Origin of the sequence: Pyrinomonas methylaliphatogenes (assembly GCF_000820845.2) — a bacterium.
Lineage (GTDB): Bacteria > Acidobacteriota > Blastocatellia > Pyrinomonadales > Pyrinomonadaceae > Pyrinomonas > Pyrinomonas methylaliphatogenes.
Map to the genome: position 1 here is coordinate 24,459 of NZ_CBXV010000003.1, position 17,107 is coordinate 41,565.

The following is a 17,107-nucleotide window of genomic DNA, read 5'->3' on the forward strand; positions in this document are numbered from 1 at the left end:
AGCGGTCTTCGTTCTGGTGCGGCGTTGGCGGAATGGTAAGGATGCGTGGAGCATTTGAGATCAGTCATAAACGAACGCGCGGACGTGTCGCCTCCGATCTCCTAGATGCGGGGCGCGCTTCCCTCAAACTCCACCTGATCATCGCGCTGCTTTTGCTTGCACCTTCTGTGGCGTTCGGCCAGCAGGTCAAGCGCTTGGTCGTCATCAAAGTCGACGGCTTGCCCTTCGAGATGGTCGATCGATTCGTCCGCGAGACGGATCCGCGGACGGGCAAAAGCGCGTTGCCGTGGATCAAATATGTCTTCTACGAACGCGGGACGCGACTCGCCAACTTCTACGTGCGCGGGATGAGCCTTTCGGCGCCATCGTGGTCGCTGCTCGATACGGGCCAGCATCTGCAAATCAAAGGCAACGTCGAGTTCGATCGCTACACGATGCACATATACGACTACCTGAATTTCATCCCGTTCTATCTCGCGAACGCGGTGGGCCAGCGCGTGGACATGCCCGGACCGGAAGTGCTCGATGAGCTTGGCATCCCTTTGCTTCTCGACGCCTATCCGTATGACGAGCGTTTCATGGGATTCCAGCTTTATCAACGCGGCGTGCGTTGGACCGCTTTGCAACGCGGTTTACAAAACAGGTTCACTTCGCGCAGCCCGCGCCAATTGCTCGATGAGTGGACCATCGGATTCGATGCGCGCAGCATCCTCTACGAGCAGATGGAGCGAGAGCTATTGGAGAAGCTGCGAAATCCGCGCATACGCTATCTCGATATCTACAACTCGGATTTCGATCATCGGACGCATCATAACCGCGACCGCGAATCGCATCTCGCGGCCTTGCAGGAGATAGATGCGCTCGTGGGTCGGATCTGGGTTGCGATCGAAAGATCCCCGTTGGCTTCGGAGACGGCGCTCGTCCTCGTCTCCGATCATGGGACGAATTCTGATGAGAAGGTCTATAGTCAGGGTTTCAATCTGGTGAAGTATCTGGCGAGCGCCGAAGGCGGCGGACACCACGTCGTGACGAAACGGAGGCTACTGAACGATTACGCGATCAAGGGCATCTACCCGATAGTCTCGTGGATCGTGACGACCACGTCGGACTCGTACTACCTCAAAGGGCAGAGCACGACCTATCCGACGGCGCTCGTCGATTTCGATGGCAACGAGCGCGCCGCGATCCATCTTCGCAATAGCGACCTCAACGCGCTCCACATCCTGTTGCAACAGTTGAAGCGCGACGATCTCGCGCCGGCGGTCAGGCGCGCGGCGAGCGAAGCTCTCTTTTCGATCATCGAACGCAATCGCGCTAAATGGACACAGACGCTCAGAGAACTCGAAGAGGAACTCGGCGCCTTGCATCGTTTGATCGAGCGCCAACGCGCCATCGTCGAAGCGCAACCTAAAAAGTGGACCAAGGAAGATCGCGATAAAGGGCTTGATCAGGAGTCGCGTCGCGAGTTGGCGCGTCTCGATTCGTGGATGGATGACGAGCGCGAGTACGCGGCTTACGCGCGCACGTTGCGCAATCTGCTGAATTTGCGGCGCGACGCTTTCACTCCGCGCGCCGTGAAGATCGAGGATCTGATCGCCCCGCGCGCGATGGGCGATCAAAATACGATCCATCAGCTGCAGAACTACATCGTCGGACTCGGGCCGGATGGCCTCGCGCTCGCGCCGGACGGCACGCTCGATTGGACGCGAAGCTTCAAGCGGATAGATTATTTCAAAACGCTGCATGCCATCAGCGTGCGAAATAACGTGCAACCCGGTTTGAGCGATCATCCGATAGATTTCCTCGCCGCGCGCATCCCGGCTGAGCTCTTGGCGGATGACGATCTGCGGGCGGACGATGCGATCTGGCTTTACGGCGGCGAGGAGGCGCAGGCGTTGATTTTGGGGCGCACGCGCGCCGACGGCGAATTGGAATTGCGCTACGTGCCGATCGCGCATTTGAGAGAGCGGGCTGACGGCACAGTGACTTTCGATCGGATCGCGTGGCGTACTGGGTTGCCGCTCAAAATTTGGGAAGATGAGAATTTACGCCTTCCCGCGGGGGCGAATAGATCCGCTTGGCTGAGCGCTTGGCACACGGATCTCGAATGGTTGCGCGCGCTTCACTTGACGAAGTATGCGAACGCGCTGATCGGTCTTCATGAACAGTTCGCGCGCCATCTCGCCCCCATGCTCGATCAAGATGCTCCGGGGCTTTCTGCCGATGAGCGCTTGATCCGTCGCTTTCGTGCACGTCAGCGCCGATTAGTCGAGACCGATCTTTTCATTCATGCCAGCTTCCATTGGAACTTCGACGTGCGCGGTTTCAATCCGGGCGGAAATCACGGTTCGTTCTATCGCGTTTCGACGCACGCGACTTTGATGATCGCGGGCGGCGAGCGGACCGGCATCCCGCGCGGCTTGGTCATCGAGGAGCCTTACGATAGCCTGAGCTTCGTGCCGACGATGATGGCTCTGACGGGACAGATGCGCGCCGGGCAGCCCGTCCCCGTCCTTTGGAGGCGCGGTTTCCGTCCTTTTCCGGGAAGAGTGATTCAAGAGCTTTTTAGCGACGCGAAGGTGCGACCGCAGCCCGTCGCGACCGGGGGAGAGCGTTGATTTCCGCAAAGAGCGTAAAAGGGGCTGAACGGCAGAAAGCGACGGGACGCAGCGAGCAGCCGGGGCCGATCGCGCGCCGTTCCATCGCGCGATTGCAACTGATCGCCTTCGCTTTCGGCGCCGCTCTTCTCGCTTATGTCATCCACCGCGTTGGCGTTGGACCGATCTTCGACGCGCTCGCCAGCATCGGCATCGGCTTTTTCCCCATCCTCGCCATTAGCGGATTGCGACACGTCTTGCGCACGCAGGCTCTGCGGACCGCGATCGAACCGACGCATCGCCAGTTCACCTTCGGGCAGGCGTTTGCCGCGCGTTTGGGCGGCGAAGCGATAACTTTTCTGACGTTCACGGGACCGCTGCTCGGTGAAGCGACGAAGGCCGCGCTTTTGCGGCGCACGGTCCCATTGGTTCATAGCGTTCAAGCGCTCATCGTCGATAACATCCTCTACAACCTGTCGGTTGCTCTCTTCATCTTGAGCGGCGCTTGCGTGATGTTAGCAAACTACACCGTGCCGCCCGTCATCGGTTATGCGCTCATCAGCATCGTCGTGTGTATGGGCGCCGCGCTCATCGTCGCGTCATTGGCTTTGCGCCATCGCATCATGCCGGTCACCTGGTTGCTGGCGCGGCTCGGGCGCACCGGAGTGGGACGCAAACTGATTCGTGAGCGAAGCGAACACGTCCGCCAGATCGAGGCGAGCGTTTATGATTTCTACACGCATCGCCGCGGCGCCTTTCTGGCGATCGTCTTCTTAGATCTGCTGTCGCACGCTTCCAGCGTCTTCGAAGTCTATTTTATCCTTGATCTGCTCGGCGCGAGCCCCAAGATCGCTGCCGCCTATATCATCGAGTCGCTCACGAAGGTGATAAACTTCGCCTTCGGCTTCGTCCCGGCAACGATCGGGGTCTACGAAGGCGGCACGGAAGTCATCCTGCGCGCCCTCGGATTCGCTGCCGCGACGGGCGTCACGCTCGCTTTAGCCCGCAAAGCGGGCATGGTCTTCTGGACCAGCATCGGATTGCTGGTCCTCATGTGGCGGGCCGGGCTCGGCGCGCTCGAAAGACTCGCCGCAAAACACCCACGGCTGAGAAGGGCTATGGATAATCTGGTTTTGTCGAATCTCGCGCATAGACCTGCACGCACGTTCACGAGCATCCTCGGCATCGCGATCGGCGTCTTGCTGATCACGTTCACCGTCGGTCTGGCCCACGGCCTTTTGCAAGAGCGCGCGCGCCGCGAAGCCAATATGGGCGCCGAGATCATGGTGCGCGCTTCGGGGACCTTCGGTTTGAGCGGATCGGAGCCTTTCCTGCTGCCCGTCTCGCGCGCCGAAGAGATCGAGAAGATCGAGGGTGTGCGCGCCGCCGTGCCGATCGGTCAAAGCACCGTAAGCAGCGACACGGGTTTCGGAATGCGACTCGTCGATGGCATCCCGTTCGAAAAATATGCCGCGATCGCCAACCTACATATCGTCGAAGGACGCGGATTGAACGAGGCGGGCGATGAAGCGATCGTCGATACCGTTTGGCAGGAGCAGCGGCGCGCAGGGATCGGCGCGACGATCCAGCTTTATGATCGCCCGTTCCGCATCGTCGGCGTCTACGAACCGCCTAACGGCGCGCGCGTTAAAATCCCTCTCAAAACCATGCAAGAGCAGGTCGGAAGCGAAGGCCGTTGCACGGCCATCCTCGTCGCGTGTGAGAATCCAGCCGAACAGGAGAGAGTGGCCGCGCGCATTCACGAGCGTTTCCCCGAAGACCAAATCATCTTCACGCGCGACCTGCCGGAACTTTATACGACGAGCGTCCCGGCGTTGAATATCTTCATCGAGGTGGTCGTCGCTATCGCCGCGATCATCAGCTTTCTGGTCGTATTGCTGGCGATGTACACGACGGTGACGGAACGCACGCGCCAGATCGGCATCCTCAAATCGCTCGGGATGTCGAACGCGCAGATCGCGTGGGTCATAGAACAGGAGGCGCTGCTCGTCAGCGTCTTGGGGATCATCTTCGGGTTGATTCTGACGCTGCTGGCACGCGCCGCCGTGATGCGAGCCACGTCCTTGGTCGTAGAGATCGAACTACGCTGGGTCGCTGTCGCCGCCTTGATCGGTGTGGTGGGTGGGATAGTCGGCGCGCTCTATCCGGCGCTGCGCGCGGCGCGACAGGATCCGGTCCAGGCGCTGAGCTACGAGTAGGCAGTTTGCGGCTTGGCCGGTTCGCCACTTGATCCTCGGGCGGTTTTGAGCTAACTTGTTCAAAGTTTGAACAAAACTCGACGGGAGGCCTCAGTTCGCCTTGCGCAAGATCAATCCCTACGATTTTCGCGTCGCGAAGCGTTCGACCTCGCGCGAAATAAACCGTCAGATCGTGCTCAATCTCGTGCGCGAGCATCAGCCGATCTCACGGGCCGATCTCGCGCGGCGCATGAAGGTTGGGCGCAATGTCATCAGCATGATCGTCAACGAGCTGATCGCTGATGGGTTGATCTATGAAGGGGCGACGGGCGAAACGGTGCGGGGGCGCAAGCCGACCTTCCTCCATGTGCGCACACAGGATCGTTTCGTCATCGCCGTCGATATCCGGTTCAGTCGCACTTACCTGATGCTGACGGACTTCGGCGGGCGCCAGATCGCTCTGGAGACGTTCGAAACGGTCCTTTTGCCGGATGATTTGATCGCGGAATTGGTCGAGCGCATGCGACGCATCTTGGCGACGCACAATGCGGCGGCAAATTGCGAGGGGATCGGCATCGCCATCCCCGGGATCGTGGATCATCGGACGGGCGTCGTTCTGAATGCGCCGGCCCTTGAGTGGCGCAACGTGGACCTGCGCACGCCTTTGGCTAAAGCGATGGGGTTGCCGATTCACATCGAGAATGCGCCGAAGGCTTGTGCGCTCGCTGAGATGTGGCTTGGCGCAAACGGCACGGCGCCTAACGATTTCATCTTCGTGACGGTCTCTGATGGCGTCGGCGTCGGCATTGTGATCAACGGCGAGCTCATACGCGGGCATGATAACGTCGCCGGTGAATTCGGCCACGCTCCGCTGAGTCTCGATGGGCCGCGGTGCCTTTGCGGTTCCGTCGGTTGTTGGGAGGCTTACATCTCAAATCTGGCGACGCTGGCGCGCTATTTCGGTTACGATCTGTCTCGCTTGAGACCGAAGAGATTGCCGCGGGGCGAGGAGAGCGATTTTACGATTACTGATCTGATCGCGCGTGCGCGAGCTGGTGATGAACGTGCGCGCAGCGCCATTCAAGGCACGGCGCGCTATTTGGGGATCGGATTGGCGAACCTACTGAATGGTTTAAATCCGGAGTGCGTTTACATCGGCGGCGAGATCATGACGGCGTGGGACATGATCGAGCCGGTCGTGCGCAAGGCGCTCGCCGAGCGCGCGCTAACGGAGCGGTTGGCTCAAACGCCCATTCGCATTTCGACTTTCAGCGAATATCCGCGCCTGCGCGGCGCGGCGGCGCTCGTCACGGCTCCGATCTTCGCCGCGCCGCGCGTCGCTTGAGGTTTTCGAGATCATAGAGGATTGGAGGCGATAGGTATGAATCAACTCGTGTTTCGCGGAACTGATAAAGGGAAAGGGCGCTATTTTGCCGTGACGCCGGAGAACAGTCCGATGCGTCATCTTCATTACGGGCGTATCATCCTCGACGCGGAGGTGCCAACGGTCGCTTTCGAGACCGGAAGGTGCGAAACTGGTTTGATCTGTTTGGCAGGACGGGGGCGAGTCGCCGTCGGCGGCGAAACGCATGAGCTCGAACGCTACGACGCCATCTACATCCCTCGTGGTTCAAGGGTCGAGGTCTCGACTGAAGCGGGCGTGGACTTCATCGAGTGCGCCGCGCCGGTCGAAGGCGATTATCCCGTACAGGTCGTGCGTCTCGCCGATGTCGAGCGCGACGGTTCGTTGCGCTTCACCACGGGTGGGCCAACGAGCACGCGGACGATCACGATCCTGATCGGCAAGAACGTCCGCGCCGGTCGATTGCTCGCCGGATTCACGCGATCGGAACCCGGGCACTGGACCAGTTGGCCGCCGCATGAACACGCGGAGATGCTCGAAGAGCTCTACGTCTTTTACGACATGCCGGCTCCGTCTTTCGGCGTGCAGTTCGTCTTCAACAAGGCGGAGGAACCTGAATTTGCCGGCGCGGTCCGCGATGGCGATGTGGTCTTGATGCCTTACGGGTATCATCCGAACGTCGCGATTCCCGGATATCCGATCAATTTCGTGTGGATCATGGCGGCGCACAAGGAGGTCGAGTACAGGCAGTACGGAGTCGTCAATGTCCATCCGGATTTCGCGGCGAGCGGTTCTGGATTAGAGGCGAGTCGCCGCTGAAATTGACGTCGGGAGAAGGCACACGCTAAGGTCAGGTGGGCGCTCACGCGGTGAGCGCTCGGTCCTCATCTAATCTTGCGGACTGGATGGGAAAGGAGAATGAGCGAATTGCAGATAAAGCCCAAAACTCAGTGTCGATGGGATCTGGTGGCGTTGGGTGAAGTGATGTTGAGGTTGGATCCGGGCGATTGCCGCATTCACACTGCACGCCAGTTTCGCGTGTGGGAAGGCGGCGGCGAATATAACGTCGCGCGCGGGTTGCGCCGCTGCTTCGGTCTAGAGACGGCGATCGTCACCGCTTTTGCCGATAATCAGATCGGACGTTTGCTCGAGGATCTGATCTTTCAGGGCGGAGTGGACCAGCGCCATGTCCTGTGGCGAAAATACGACGGCGTCGGGAGGACTGTGCGCAACGGATTGAACTTTACCGAGCGCGGCTTCGGCGTTCGCGCGGCGGTCGGTTGCTCGGATCGCGGACATACCGCCGCTTCGCAGTTGAAGCGGGGCGAGATCGATTGGGAGAAGATCTTCGGTCAAGAGGGGGCCCGCTGGTTTCACACCGGCGGGGTCTTCGCCGCTTTATCGGAGACGACGCCTGAGGTGGCGCTCGAGGCGATGGAGGCAGCGCGGCGGCACGGGACCATCGTCTCTTATGACCTGAACTATCGCGAGTCTCTGTGGAAGGGGATCGGTGGAAAAGAGAAAGCGCAACAGGTTAACCGCGAATTGGTGAAATTGGTCGATGTCCTTTTGGGTAACGAAGAGGATTTCACCGCTTGTTTGGGATACGAGGTCGAAGGCGTCGATGAGAGCTATTCGAAACTGGATACGCGCGGATTCCGCCGTATGATCGAGCGCGTGATTGGCGAGTATCCGAACCTCAAGGCCGTCGCCACCACGTTACGCGTCGCGAAGACGGCGACGTTAAATGATTGGGGAGCGGTGCTCTATTACGATGGGGAGTTTTACGAGGCTCCGTTGCGCAAAGATCTGGAGATCTACGATCGCGTCGGCGGTGGCGATAGCTTCGCCTCGGGCTTGATCTACGGATTCCTTGCCGGCAAAGGGCCGCAATGGGCTGTCGAATGCGGAGCGGCGCATGGCGCATTGGCGATGACGACGCCCGGAGATACGACTATGGCGACGCTTGCCGAGGTCGAAAGGGTGATGAGGGGAGGGACAGCGCGCGTTGTGCGATGAGATTTTCGAAACGAACGGAGAAAGGCGAGGATGAGCGGAGTTGAGGTGATCCGAAAGATCGCGGAGGTAGGGATCGTCCCGGTCGTTCGCGCACGCTCGAGCGAAGAGGCGGCGAGCGCGATCGAGGCGATCCGTGAGGGTGGAATAGACGTGCTCGAAGTGACGATGACCGTTCCGGGCGCGATGCGTCTGATCGAGAGGCTTGTCGAACAGTACGAGGAGCGAGCTTTGATCGGTGCCGGAACGGTGCTCGATGCGGAGACAGCGCGCGCTTGTATCCTCGCTGGTGCGCGGTTCATCGTTAGCCCTGCACTTGATGAGCGAACGATCGAAGTTTGTCGCCGCTACGGCGTGGTCGTGATGCCCGGGGCGTTGACGCCGACGGAGATCGTCAGAGCTTGGCAGGCGGGCGCTGATGCGGTCAAAGTCTTCCCTTGCAGCGCGATGGGTGGAGCCAGCTACATCCGCGCGCTTAAGGGCCCTTTGCCGCAGATCAAACTGGTCCCGACGGGCGGAGTTACGTTAGGAAACGCAGCGGAACACATACGGGCCGGAGCGTTGGCGCTCGGCGTCGGCACCGATCTCGTCGATGTGAAGGAGTTGCGCGCTGGGCGCGCGCACATCATCACGGAACGCGCGCGACAATTCCTCGATGCCGTCCGCGAGGCCCGTCAAGAAGCGCCTCGCGCCGCGCGTTGAACAAGCGCGGTCATCGAGCGCGTTTATAGTGGACGTTCGATAGTGCGCGCAGCTCCGCCGCCTTCTCCTCCGGCGCCGTGTCGCTCAAAAAATTGCCCCCGCCGATCTCCGGCCCGGCCAAGTACTTGAGCAAGTGCGGCTGTCGGAGCGGCGGATGGATCTCGATGTGAAAATGAAAAGCGCGATAGTCGCCCCCATCGGTCGGCGCCTGATGCAACACCAAAACGTACGGAAAGGGCATCCGCCACAGATTATCGTACCGCACTAGGATCTCGCGCAGCGCGGCGGCGAAATCCCCCACCTCGCCATCGCGCAAATCGCTGACAGACGCACACCGCCGCTTCGGCGCAACATAGGTCTCATAGGCATAGCGCGCAAAGTAGGGGATGAAGACGATCGCCCCTTCGTTCTCGTAGATGATGCGCCGCCCGTCCTCCTGCTCGGCGCGAATCACCTCCTCGAACAGCCCACGCCCACGCTCGCGCCAGTACCGCTCGCTCGCCCGCACCTCCTGCTCGATCGTCTTGAAGACAAAGTTGGTCGCATAGATCTGCCCGTGCGGATGCGGATTCGACACGCCCACCACCTCGCCCTTGTTCTCGAAGATCAACACATGCTCAACGCCAGCGAGCGCGCCAAGCTCGCGATACTGCTCCTGCCAGACGACAAGCAAACGCTCCACCGCACGCTGATCAAGCTCGGCCAGCCCAACGTTGTGCTTCGGACTGTAGCAGACCACCCGCGCAATGCCGCGCGCCGCCCGATTCCGATAGAAACCGACCGGCGGAGGCTCCACGGCCGGAGCGTCCACAGCGACGCACGGAAAGTCGTTCTCAAACACAAAGGTGTCGACGTAGTGCGGGTTGCGCACGCCGCTGGCGCGCACGTTGCCCGGACAAAGATAACAATCCGCAACGTACGCGGGCAATTCAACCGCCTGCTCAGCCACCGTCTCGCCTTGCCACGGACGGCTCTGGCGGTGCGCGGCGACGATCACCCACTCCTCGCGTAACGGATGCCAACGCTCCTCCCAAACCATGCGTATCGCTCCAACTGGAAGATAGTCGAACCTCGTCGAGGCAAAAAGGGGCTTGAAGCGATCTATCGATCATCTGTGGCGAACCTCGCTCTGGAGCGGGATCGCAGCTTGCAACGGTGAGGCCCATCGATCATCTCTCGACACGGTTTGAGCGCATTTCGGAGTTTATCACCCGGATCAGATTGAGCCTCGTCGTCTCCAGTTCCCGCGTTCGGGCCCGGCTGACTTTCGCGAAAAGCTGCTTAGCGCGCTCAGCCTCACCGCTCTTCTGCAGGGCTTGCGCCAGCAGATAGGTCGTCGTCGGATCATCGGGCGCTAACTTGAAAGCGCGTTCTAATTCTTCAACCGCCTTCGCCGTCTCTCCGCGACGCAATAGGAGTTTGCCTAAAAGGGCGCGCGGTTGGGGAAGATCGGCATCGAGTTCGATCGCCCGTTCGAGCGCCTCGATCGCCTCCTTCTCTTCGGCGCTTCCCGGGGCTGGACCGCTGTAATCGAGCGCTTCGCCCAAGAACCAGAAGACTAACGGATCGTTCGGACTCTTCGCGCTCTGGCGGCGCAGCAGTTCGACCGCTTCAGCCGCTTTGCCCATTTGGATCAGCACCATCCCCCTTGCGACGGCGGGCAACCCGTTATCCGGCGCCAAGCGGCTGGCGATCTCGAAATCTTGCATCGCTTCCTCGTACTCGCCTTTTAAGGCCCACACCGCGCCGCGGTGTAAACGCAATCGATAAGAATTCGGGAGGTGACGCAGCCCGATGTCGGCGATCTTCAACCCTAAGTCGTAGCTCTGATGCTTCAAACAGAGCGTGATCAGATCGAGATAATTGGCTTCGTCCGTCGGATCGCTGGCCGTCGCCAAGCGCAAAGCTTCATAGGCTTCGTTCGTGCGCCCGCTCGCCTCATACGCTTGTGCGAGCAGGTTGTAGAGTTCAGCTTGCCTGTATCCCTTGGCTAACAGCTCCTCGATAGTCCCGATGGCTGTCGCGAATTCTCCAGCCTTCAGTTGAGCGAAAGCCAAGTTGTAACCGACTCGATATTGGTCCGGGAAGTCGCTTCGCGCGGCGGCAAAACGGCGGGCGGAGAGATCGAACTTTCCGAGCTTGGCGAAAAGCAATCCGGCTTCGAATTGAAGTTTAGCGTCGATGTCCGCCGGCAACTTCTCGAGCAACGCGAGCGCTCTATCTCGCTGACCGGTTTCGGTGTAACTGCTGGCGAATTTGAGCAACGTCGTTGGCTCTTTCCAAGCTAGATCGCCGCTCCGTTCATAATGGAGGGCCGCTTGAGCGAAATCTCGCTTCGCGAAGGCGATCTCGGCCAATCCCCAGTGACATGCTCGATCGTGCGGCGAGAGGGTCAGGAGAGATTCAAAATGGCGCTTCGCATCCTCAAGCTGCCCCAGGGCCAATTCATTGAGCGCGAGGTTCTTCAAAACGGAAAAGAGTTTCGGGTTGAGCGCGAGCGCTCTTTTGAACTCTTCGTTGGCCTCTTGCATCTTTCCGGCAGTGGTCAGAGCGATTCCCAGAAGATTATGCACTTGTGGATCGGTCGGCCTTTGTGCGGCCATGCGTCGTAACAGCGCAAGCCCTTGGGTGATCTGACCCTGCTGGATCAGAGATGTTGCCGTCCGGTAATCGGCGTCTTGTGCGGAAATGGTGCTGGCGCCGTAAAAGGCAAGCGAAATGATGAGCGTCAGTTTGGCGAGCAGGTTCATCGCATCAAATGCGAGCAAATGATATTAAACTCGAAGCGGCGCGGTCCGATGATGGCCGCACGTCAGATTAGGTGCAAACCATCATCGGATCACGGCGTCTTTCAGAATTCTATCCTGAAACCGATTTGGATCGTGCGCGGGTAGTAGACCCCAGTCGCGCGACCGAAGTTCCCATCCGAAAGGTCTGTGCTGAAGTTGGTCAAATTGACTCGGTTGAAGAGATTGTAGACTTCGCCGCGCAATTGCAGATGCGCTCCTTCGTTGCCTATGAACCAAGGGATCGGAAAGTTCCGCATCAGGCTGAAGTCGACGAGCGCCAATCCTGGTCCGCGGAACGTGTTGCGCCCGAGCGTGCCCGCTCTGGCCCACCCAATGCATACCCCTTGCGCATCGGTGCGCACGCAAGGCGGCGTCGGAAAGTCCGTCGGACTGAGGCAGCGGTTGAGAAAGTCGGTTCGGCTACAGTGCTTCGAATTGCCGTAAGATGGCGTATCGGGTGGGTCGAAGAAGTATCCATCGCCGTTAAAATCGCGGCTTGTGTCAACCACCCAAGCTGGATAGCCATCTTGGAAGGTGCCGATGGCGCTCAGTTGCCAGCCGTGTACGATCGCGTTCATCGCCCGGCTGCCGAGATCGATCGGCGGAATTTCGTAAACTATGCTGAAGGCGAACCTCTTCGGAATGTCGAAGCTCGCTAGACCTCGTTGCGCATTGAAGTTGTAAGCATCGACGATCGGGGCGTTGGCGCTATCGCGCCCCGGCCCGATGGCGTCTGAGACGCTGATCGTCTTGCCAAAGGTGTAGGTCGCTTGAAGCGCATACCCTTTGCTGAAGCGCTTGCGCAGCGAGATCGTTCCGCCGTTGTGATCGGACCACCCGCTGTTATCCGTGTAATTGATCGCGGCGAAGAACGGGTTCAAACGGTTGAGGACGCCATCGAAGGTCGTGTCGCCCGCAAAGCGGTTGCGATCCGTCGTCGTGTAAAGATGCACGCCGCGCGACCCCAAGTAATCCACTTCGAGCGTCCAGTCCGGAGTGAAGGCATACTGGAAACCTAAGAAGCGGTTGATCGAGTAAGCGTAGCGAAGATCAGCCGCCACGCCCCCAATATCGGCGAGCGCCCCGATGGGCCCGCCCCGCTCATTGACGCCGATGACCAGCCCGCTCGGAAATGGACAGTTGAAGGGCGGTTTATCTAGCTGGCAAAGCCCATAGACCGGCTGCGGACCGGAAGCGTTACGTCGATCGGCAGTGACGCTCGATTGAAATGGCGGATTGAATCGCAGCGCGTCGCTCCAGACGATGTTCGGCCACCGCTCCATGAAGACGCCCAATCCGCCACGGATGCTCAATTTGTCGTTGAACCGAGCGGGGGCCCAGGCGAAGTTCAAACGCGGAGCGAAATACCCGATCCGGTGCTTCGCGTAAAAAGCATTCGGCACGATGCGTACCGAAGCGTTAGCCAAACGTTCCGCGAACGTGTTGCCTGAGCCCATCACTACGTTGCTCAAACGACCATGCGTCTCATACGGATTGGAGGAGAAATCCCAGCGCAGACCCAAGTTGAGCGAAAAGTCCTTGCGCACCTTCCAGTTGTCTTGCGCGAAGAATCCATATGTGGTCGTGATGTACTGGACATCTTGGAAAGAGGGGGTGCCCGTTCGCAGATCGTAATTGACGCCAGCTTGACCTAGAATCTGATCGGCAGCGAATTCGAAGAGGTTAAGGAAATAGTAGGTTGGCCGTTGTTGCGATCCGGAGAAAAGATCGTTCTCTTGGTCGGTGAGGATGTCCACCCCCGCTTTGAAAGCGTGATTGCCGCGGTTGATGGAGAGGATGTCGCGCCAGTGAAAATCGTTTTGGATGAAGAGCGCAGGGGCAAACCCATTGCCGAAACCGTTCAACCCGCCAGCGCTGATCGGCGGCACCTCGCAATGGTTGCAATCGGAGTTGCCGTGGTTGCGGATGAAACCGACGGCGGCCTCATTGACCGCCGAAGGGCCGAACGTGTGCGTCCAATCGATGTTGGCATACGTCGCCTCAGGCTTAAAGGGAGTCCTGAAAGCCGGACGTACGGCCGTTCCGGCTTCTTCAGTCGTTTTGCGGAACGAGTTGAAGTAGATGCGGTCCTTCGATTCGTTGAAGTACCAGTCTATCCGCGCGTTCCATTGCAGCCCGTTGCGCGTCGGCGCGAAATCTTGAATCGCCGTCCCGCGCACAGGCATGTCACAAGGCATCCCAAGTGGACCGCGACCCGAACAGTTGCCCAAGCCGAAGATGTTCATCACGGTCGCGACGGTTTGAATGCTCCCGGGCTCGAATCCGCTCACATCGTTGATCGGAAAGCTGGTCAGAAGTTTGGTCGAAATGTTATTCGGAAAATTGGTCTTCAGGAAGTTGACGAAATCCGGATGTTCGACAGTGACGCGACGGGTGATGGCGTAAGATGAGCGTAACTGATCCCAGCTGAAGAAGAAGAAAAGCTTGTCCTTCTTGATCGGTCCGCCGAGCGAGCCTCCAAACTCATTCCGCCGCGTGACCGGAATGACGCGCCCCGTGAGCGGATTGACCGTGTTCTGAAAGACGTTGCGCGCCGTCAGGCGATTGTCCCTATGGAACTCGAAGAGTGAGCCGTGAAACTGGTTGGTGCCCGAACGCGTCACGGCTTGAATGACGACGGAACTGCTGCGCCCATATTCCGCCGAATAATCGTTGACGGCGACGTTGAACTCTTGGATCGAGTCGGGATTGGGAATGATGTTGAACGTGCCGGGATCGGGATTGCTCGTCACCGAGGTGCTGTCGACGTAAAAGACGTTGCCCTCTCCGCGTTGGCCTCCAGCATTGAAGCTGGGATTGCCGACCAAGCTGAAGATATCGCTCCCTCCAGCCTCAGAGCCGATGTTACCCGCTCCGGTGACACCCGGAGCCAGCGAAACGAGATCGAGAACATTCCGCCCGGCCAGCGGAAGATTTCGCACCTCGACCGACGAGAGGCTCGATGTGACCTTCGCTTCGGACAGTTGCACCGGCGGCGGTTCGCTGGTGACGGTCACCTGCTCGGCGACCTGCCCGACTTCGAGCGTGATCGGTACGGTGCGCACTTCAGAACCGCCAAGCGTGATGTTCTCTTGCGTCACCTGTTTGAACCCAGGAGCCGAAGCCGTGATCTTGTACTTGCCGGGCGGGAGCGATGGGAAGCGATAATGCCCCTCGGCGTTGGTGCGTGTGCTTTGGCTCACTCCCGTCTCGACGTTGACGAGCACGACCTGAGCGTTAGCGATGATCTTCCCCTCGGGGTCGTATACGGTTCCCTCGATCGCATTGCGAAATTGCCCATGCGCGCTTGAAGATAGAAGCGAAGCGAAGAACGCGAGGGCGATCCCGCAGAATAAAGACCTCGTCGCTTTAGAAATCATGGCGGACCTCCTCAGCGGATGGCTATGACCAACGACCTCGGATATTGGCTGTGAGGAGCATATTAGGCATTTAGAAGAATTTGTCTTGTACGTTTTTAAGCGATCCGGCAAGTGTATTGTATGCTTTTAAGGCGATTCGAAAGCGTCGGGTCGAATCGCGAAATTTGAGCGGCGCTCAGTCGAAAGGCCTCATTCTGAGGCCTTCTGGAGTTATCAGCCGAACGCGATCGGCGCTATCTGTCTGGGGCGTAATTCTGAAGCCATCTGGGTTATCGGCAGAATGCAGGGCGTGAGAGATGGCATGGCACGCTAGTCGAAACCGACTCTTAAATCGTTCGGCGGACGGGGGCTTCGGACTTCCCGTCCGCCGGTTGGAATAGGCTCGGGATTTCGCCTGTGTGAGGTTAAGCGAGATCTAGCTGCAGCCTTGTCACCGAAGCCGGGGCAAAACGATAGACCAGCGTCTTTCCGCTCAGCGAAACATCCTCATCGCGCGGTTCGACTCGGCGCGGGTCATCGAATGTGTTGTGAGCGTGGATGTCGTTGGCTGTTAGGATCCTCGCGCGACATGAGCGTATCTCAGCATTGCGGACGACCACTTCGGTTTCGCGCGGTTCGCTCACGTACGGGTTGACGACCGTTAGAGTCAGTCGCTTATCGCGAAGCGAAGCCGAACCCGATAAGCCCCACAGTTGAGCCGGTCTTCCGGCGCGCGTGTAAGTGATCGAAGGGGCGGAGAAGAGCGTCCGCACCGCTTGCGCTCCTTGATGAGCCGCGTACATCTCGAAGACGTGGAAGTTCGGCGTGACGATGAATCTGTCTTCGTAAGCCAAAAAGAGCGAGTGGATGGTGTTGATGAGTTGCGCGACGTTGGCCATCGCGACTTTGTCCGCGTGGCGGTTGAAGGTGTCGAGCGTCAATCCGGCGACGAGCGCATCGCGTAGGGTGCCGGGGTAGGCCCAGAGATACTCTTCCGGCATCTTATCCCAACGCGCGTGCCAAGCGCCCCACTCATCGACGATGAGTTTGACTCGATGCTCTCGGTCAATCTCGCCCATGACTCCCCAGTGGCCGACGATCAAAGATTCCATTCGATCCGCGTTGCCGAGCAGTTCGTACCACTCATCGTTCGTAAACACGGCCGCGTTCCTGTTTCCCGTGCTGCCGCAGTAGTAGTGGAGCGCCCAACCGTAGACGGCGCCGAGCATCCTCTTTTCGCCCAGTTTAGTGAAGAAGCCGCGCGTCCATCGCCAATCGCCGCCGTTCGGTCCGGAACCGATGAAGGCGAGCCTTTCTCCATACTGCGGCACCCACGCGACGAATCTGCCGAATTCGACGGCGTACTCTTCCGGGCTGTAGTTGCCACCGCAACCCCACGATTCGTTTCCTATTCCCCAGTATTTGACGTTGAATGGCTCCGCGCTGCCGTTGGCCGCGCGTAGTTTCGAAAGCGTCGTCAAGCCAGCAGGAGCGTTGCAGTATTCGACCCATTCGTAAAAATCTCTCGGCGTCGAGCTGCGCACGTTCGCCGCTAGATAGGGTTGCGCGCCGATGAGCTTGCAGAAGCTCATGAATTCATGTGTGCCGAATTGATTGGGATCGTAAACTTGGAAGCGGTCGAGATTCCGTGTCGTGTCGCGAATCCAGAAGTTCGTGCGGCGCGGCCTTTGAGCGCGCGGCCCCGTGCCGTCGCGCCAATTGTAGCTATCGGCGAAGCAGCCGCCGGGCCAGCGGACCACGCTCGGTTTGATTCGCCGCAACGCTTCGACAAGTGCCGCGCGAATCCCGCCGATGTTCGGGATCTTCGAATCTTCGCCGACCCACACGCCGTCGTAGATGACGCCGCCCAAATGTTCGATGAAGTGGCCGTAGATATTCGGGGAGATCGTCGCGATCGGTTCGTCGAGGAGGATTTCGATTCTCGCTTCGGTCGCTTGGATGCTGCGCTTGGTAAGGAGCGTCGTCGCACAAGCGGCGACGGCGCTCCTTAAGAACTCTCGTCTCTCCATCGCCGTCGTTTCTTAAGCCTCCTTCCAATTCAGAAGATGAAAATCGCTGATCA

The 17,107-nt window shown here is 59.2% G+C and carries 10 protein-coding genes; 6 read left to right on the plus strand and 4 right to left on the minus strand.

The genetic code is table 11. The annotated features are described in order from the left end of the window. Positions 1-41 precede the first annotated feature (41 nt). The 6 genes from PYK22_RS03650 (at position 42) to PYK22_RS03675 (ending at position 8,876) form a co-directional block, all read left to right on the plus strand. Positions 42-2,618, plus strand: a complete 2,577-nt coding sequence (locus PYK22_RS03650) for an alkaline phosphatase family protein (RefSeq protein ID WP_041974608.1) — start codon at positions 42-44, stop codon at positions 2,616-2,618. Then, the gene (locus tag PYK22_RS16335; RefSeq protein ID WP_060635303.1) at positions 2,615-4,816 is read left to right on the plus strand and encodes an ABC transporter permease; all 2,202 of its coding nucleotides are present in this window, start codon (positions 2,615-2,617) and stop codon (positions 4,814-4,816) included. The genes PYK22_RS03650 and PYK22_RS16335 overlap by 4 nt, the downstream gene beginning before the upstream one ends. 100 nt (positions 4,817-4,916) lie before the next feature. Continuing rightward, on the plus strand, positions 4,917-6,140 hold the full coding sequence (locus PYK22_RS03660; protein ID WP_060635304.1) for an ROK family transcriptional regulator: 1,224 nt from the start codon (positions 4,917-4,919) through the stop codon (positions 6,138-6,140). Between the two features lie 36 nt (positions 6,141-6,176). After that, entirely contained in the window at positions 6,177-6,977 is an 801-nt protein-coding gene (locus tag PYK22_RS03665) for a 5-deoxy-glucuronate isomerase (protein ID WP_083437578.1), read from the plus strand. Between the two features lie 99 nt (positions 6,978-7,076). Then, on the plus strand, positions 7,077-8,177 hold the full coding sequence (locus tag PYK22_RS03670; RefSeq protein ID WP_041974610.1) for a sugar kinase: 1,101 nt from the start codon (positions 7,077-7,079) through the stop codon (positions 8,175-8,177). Positions 8,178-8,207: 30 nt separating this feature from the next. Beyond that, on the plus strand, positions 8,208-8,876 hold the full coding sequence (locus tag PYK22_RS03675; protein WP_041974612.1) for a bifunctional 4-hydroxy-2-oxoglutarate aldolase/2-dehydro-3-deoxy-phosphogluconate aldolase: 669 nt from the start codon (positions 8,208-8,210) through the stop codon (positions 8,874-8,876). A 10-nt stretch (positions 8,877-8,886) separates the two neighbouring features. On the opposite strand, the gene galT is transcribed toward PYK22_RS03675, so the two are convergent. From galT to PYK22_RS03695, 4 genes are all read right to left on the minus strand, one after another. Beyond that, the gene (gene galT / locus PYK22_RS03680; RefSeq protein WP_041974614.1) at positions 8,887-9,915 is read right to left on the minus strand and encodes a galactose-1-phosphate uridylyltransferase; all 1,029 of its coding nucleotides are present in this window, start codon (positions 9,913-9,915) and stop codon (positions 8,887-8,889) included. A 130-nt stretch (positions 9,916-10,045) separates the two neighbouring features. Further along, entirely contained in the window at positions 10,046-11,626 is a 1,581-nt protein-coding gene (locus tag PYK22_RS03685; RefSeq protein ID WP_041974616.1) for a tetratricopeptide repeat protein, read from the minus strand. 101 nt (positions 11,627-11,727) lie between these two features. Beyond that, positions 11,728-15,045 carry a TonB-dependent receptor gene (locus tag PYK22_RS03690; protein WP_041974618.1) on the minus strand — a complete coding sequence of 1,106 codons (3,318 nt, stop codon included), beginning with the start codon at positions 15,043-15,045 and terminating at the stop codon, positions 11,728-11,730. Between the two features lie 404 nt (positions 15,046-15,449). Further along, on the minus strand, positions 15,450-17,054 hold the full coding sequence (locus tag PYK22_RS03695; RefSeq protein ID WP_041974620.1) for an alpha-N-arabinofuranosidase: 1,605 nt from the start codon (positions 17,052-17,054) through the stop codon (positions 15,450-15,452). Positions 17,055-17,107: the final 53 nt, after the last annotated feature.

Bases quoted from the DNA above. Each gene is read 5' to 3' on its own strand.
- PYK22_RS03650 (WP_041974608.1), top strand. From the start codon at position 42: ATGCGTGGAGCATTTGAGATCAGTCATAAACGAACGCGCGGACGTGTC.
- PYK22_RS03665 (WP_083437578.1), top strand. From the start codon at position 6,177: ATGAATCAACTCGTGTTTCGCGGAACTGATAAAGGGAAAGGGCGCTAT.
- PYK22_RS03670 (WP_041974610.1), top strand. From the start codon at position 7,077: ATGAGCGAATTGCAGATAAAGCCCAAAACTCAGTGTCGATGGGATCTG.
- PYK22_RS03675 (WP_041974612.1), top strand. From the start codon at position 8,208: ATGAGCGGAGTTGAGGTGATCCGAAAGATCGCGGAGGTAGGGATCGTC.
- galT (WP_041974614.1), bottom strand. From the start codon at position 9,915: ATGGTTTGGGAGGAGCGTTGGCATCCGTTACGCGAGGAGTGGGTGATC.
- PYK22_RS03685 (WP_041974616.1), bottom strand. From the start codon at position 11,626: ATGAACCTGCTCGCCAAACTGACGCTCATCATTTCGCTTGCCTTTTAC.
- PYK22_RS03690 (WP_041974618.1), bottom strand. From the start codon at position 15,045: ATGATTTCTAAAGCGACGAGGTCTTTATTCTGCGGGATCGCCCTCGCG.
- PYK22_RS03695 (WP_041974620.1), bottom strand. From the start codon at position 17,054: ATGGAGAGACGAGAGTTCTTAAGGAGCGCCGTCGCCGCTTGTGCGACG.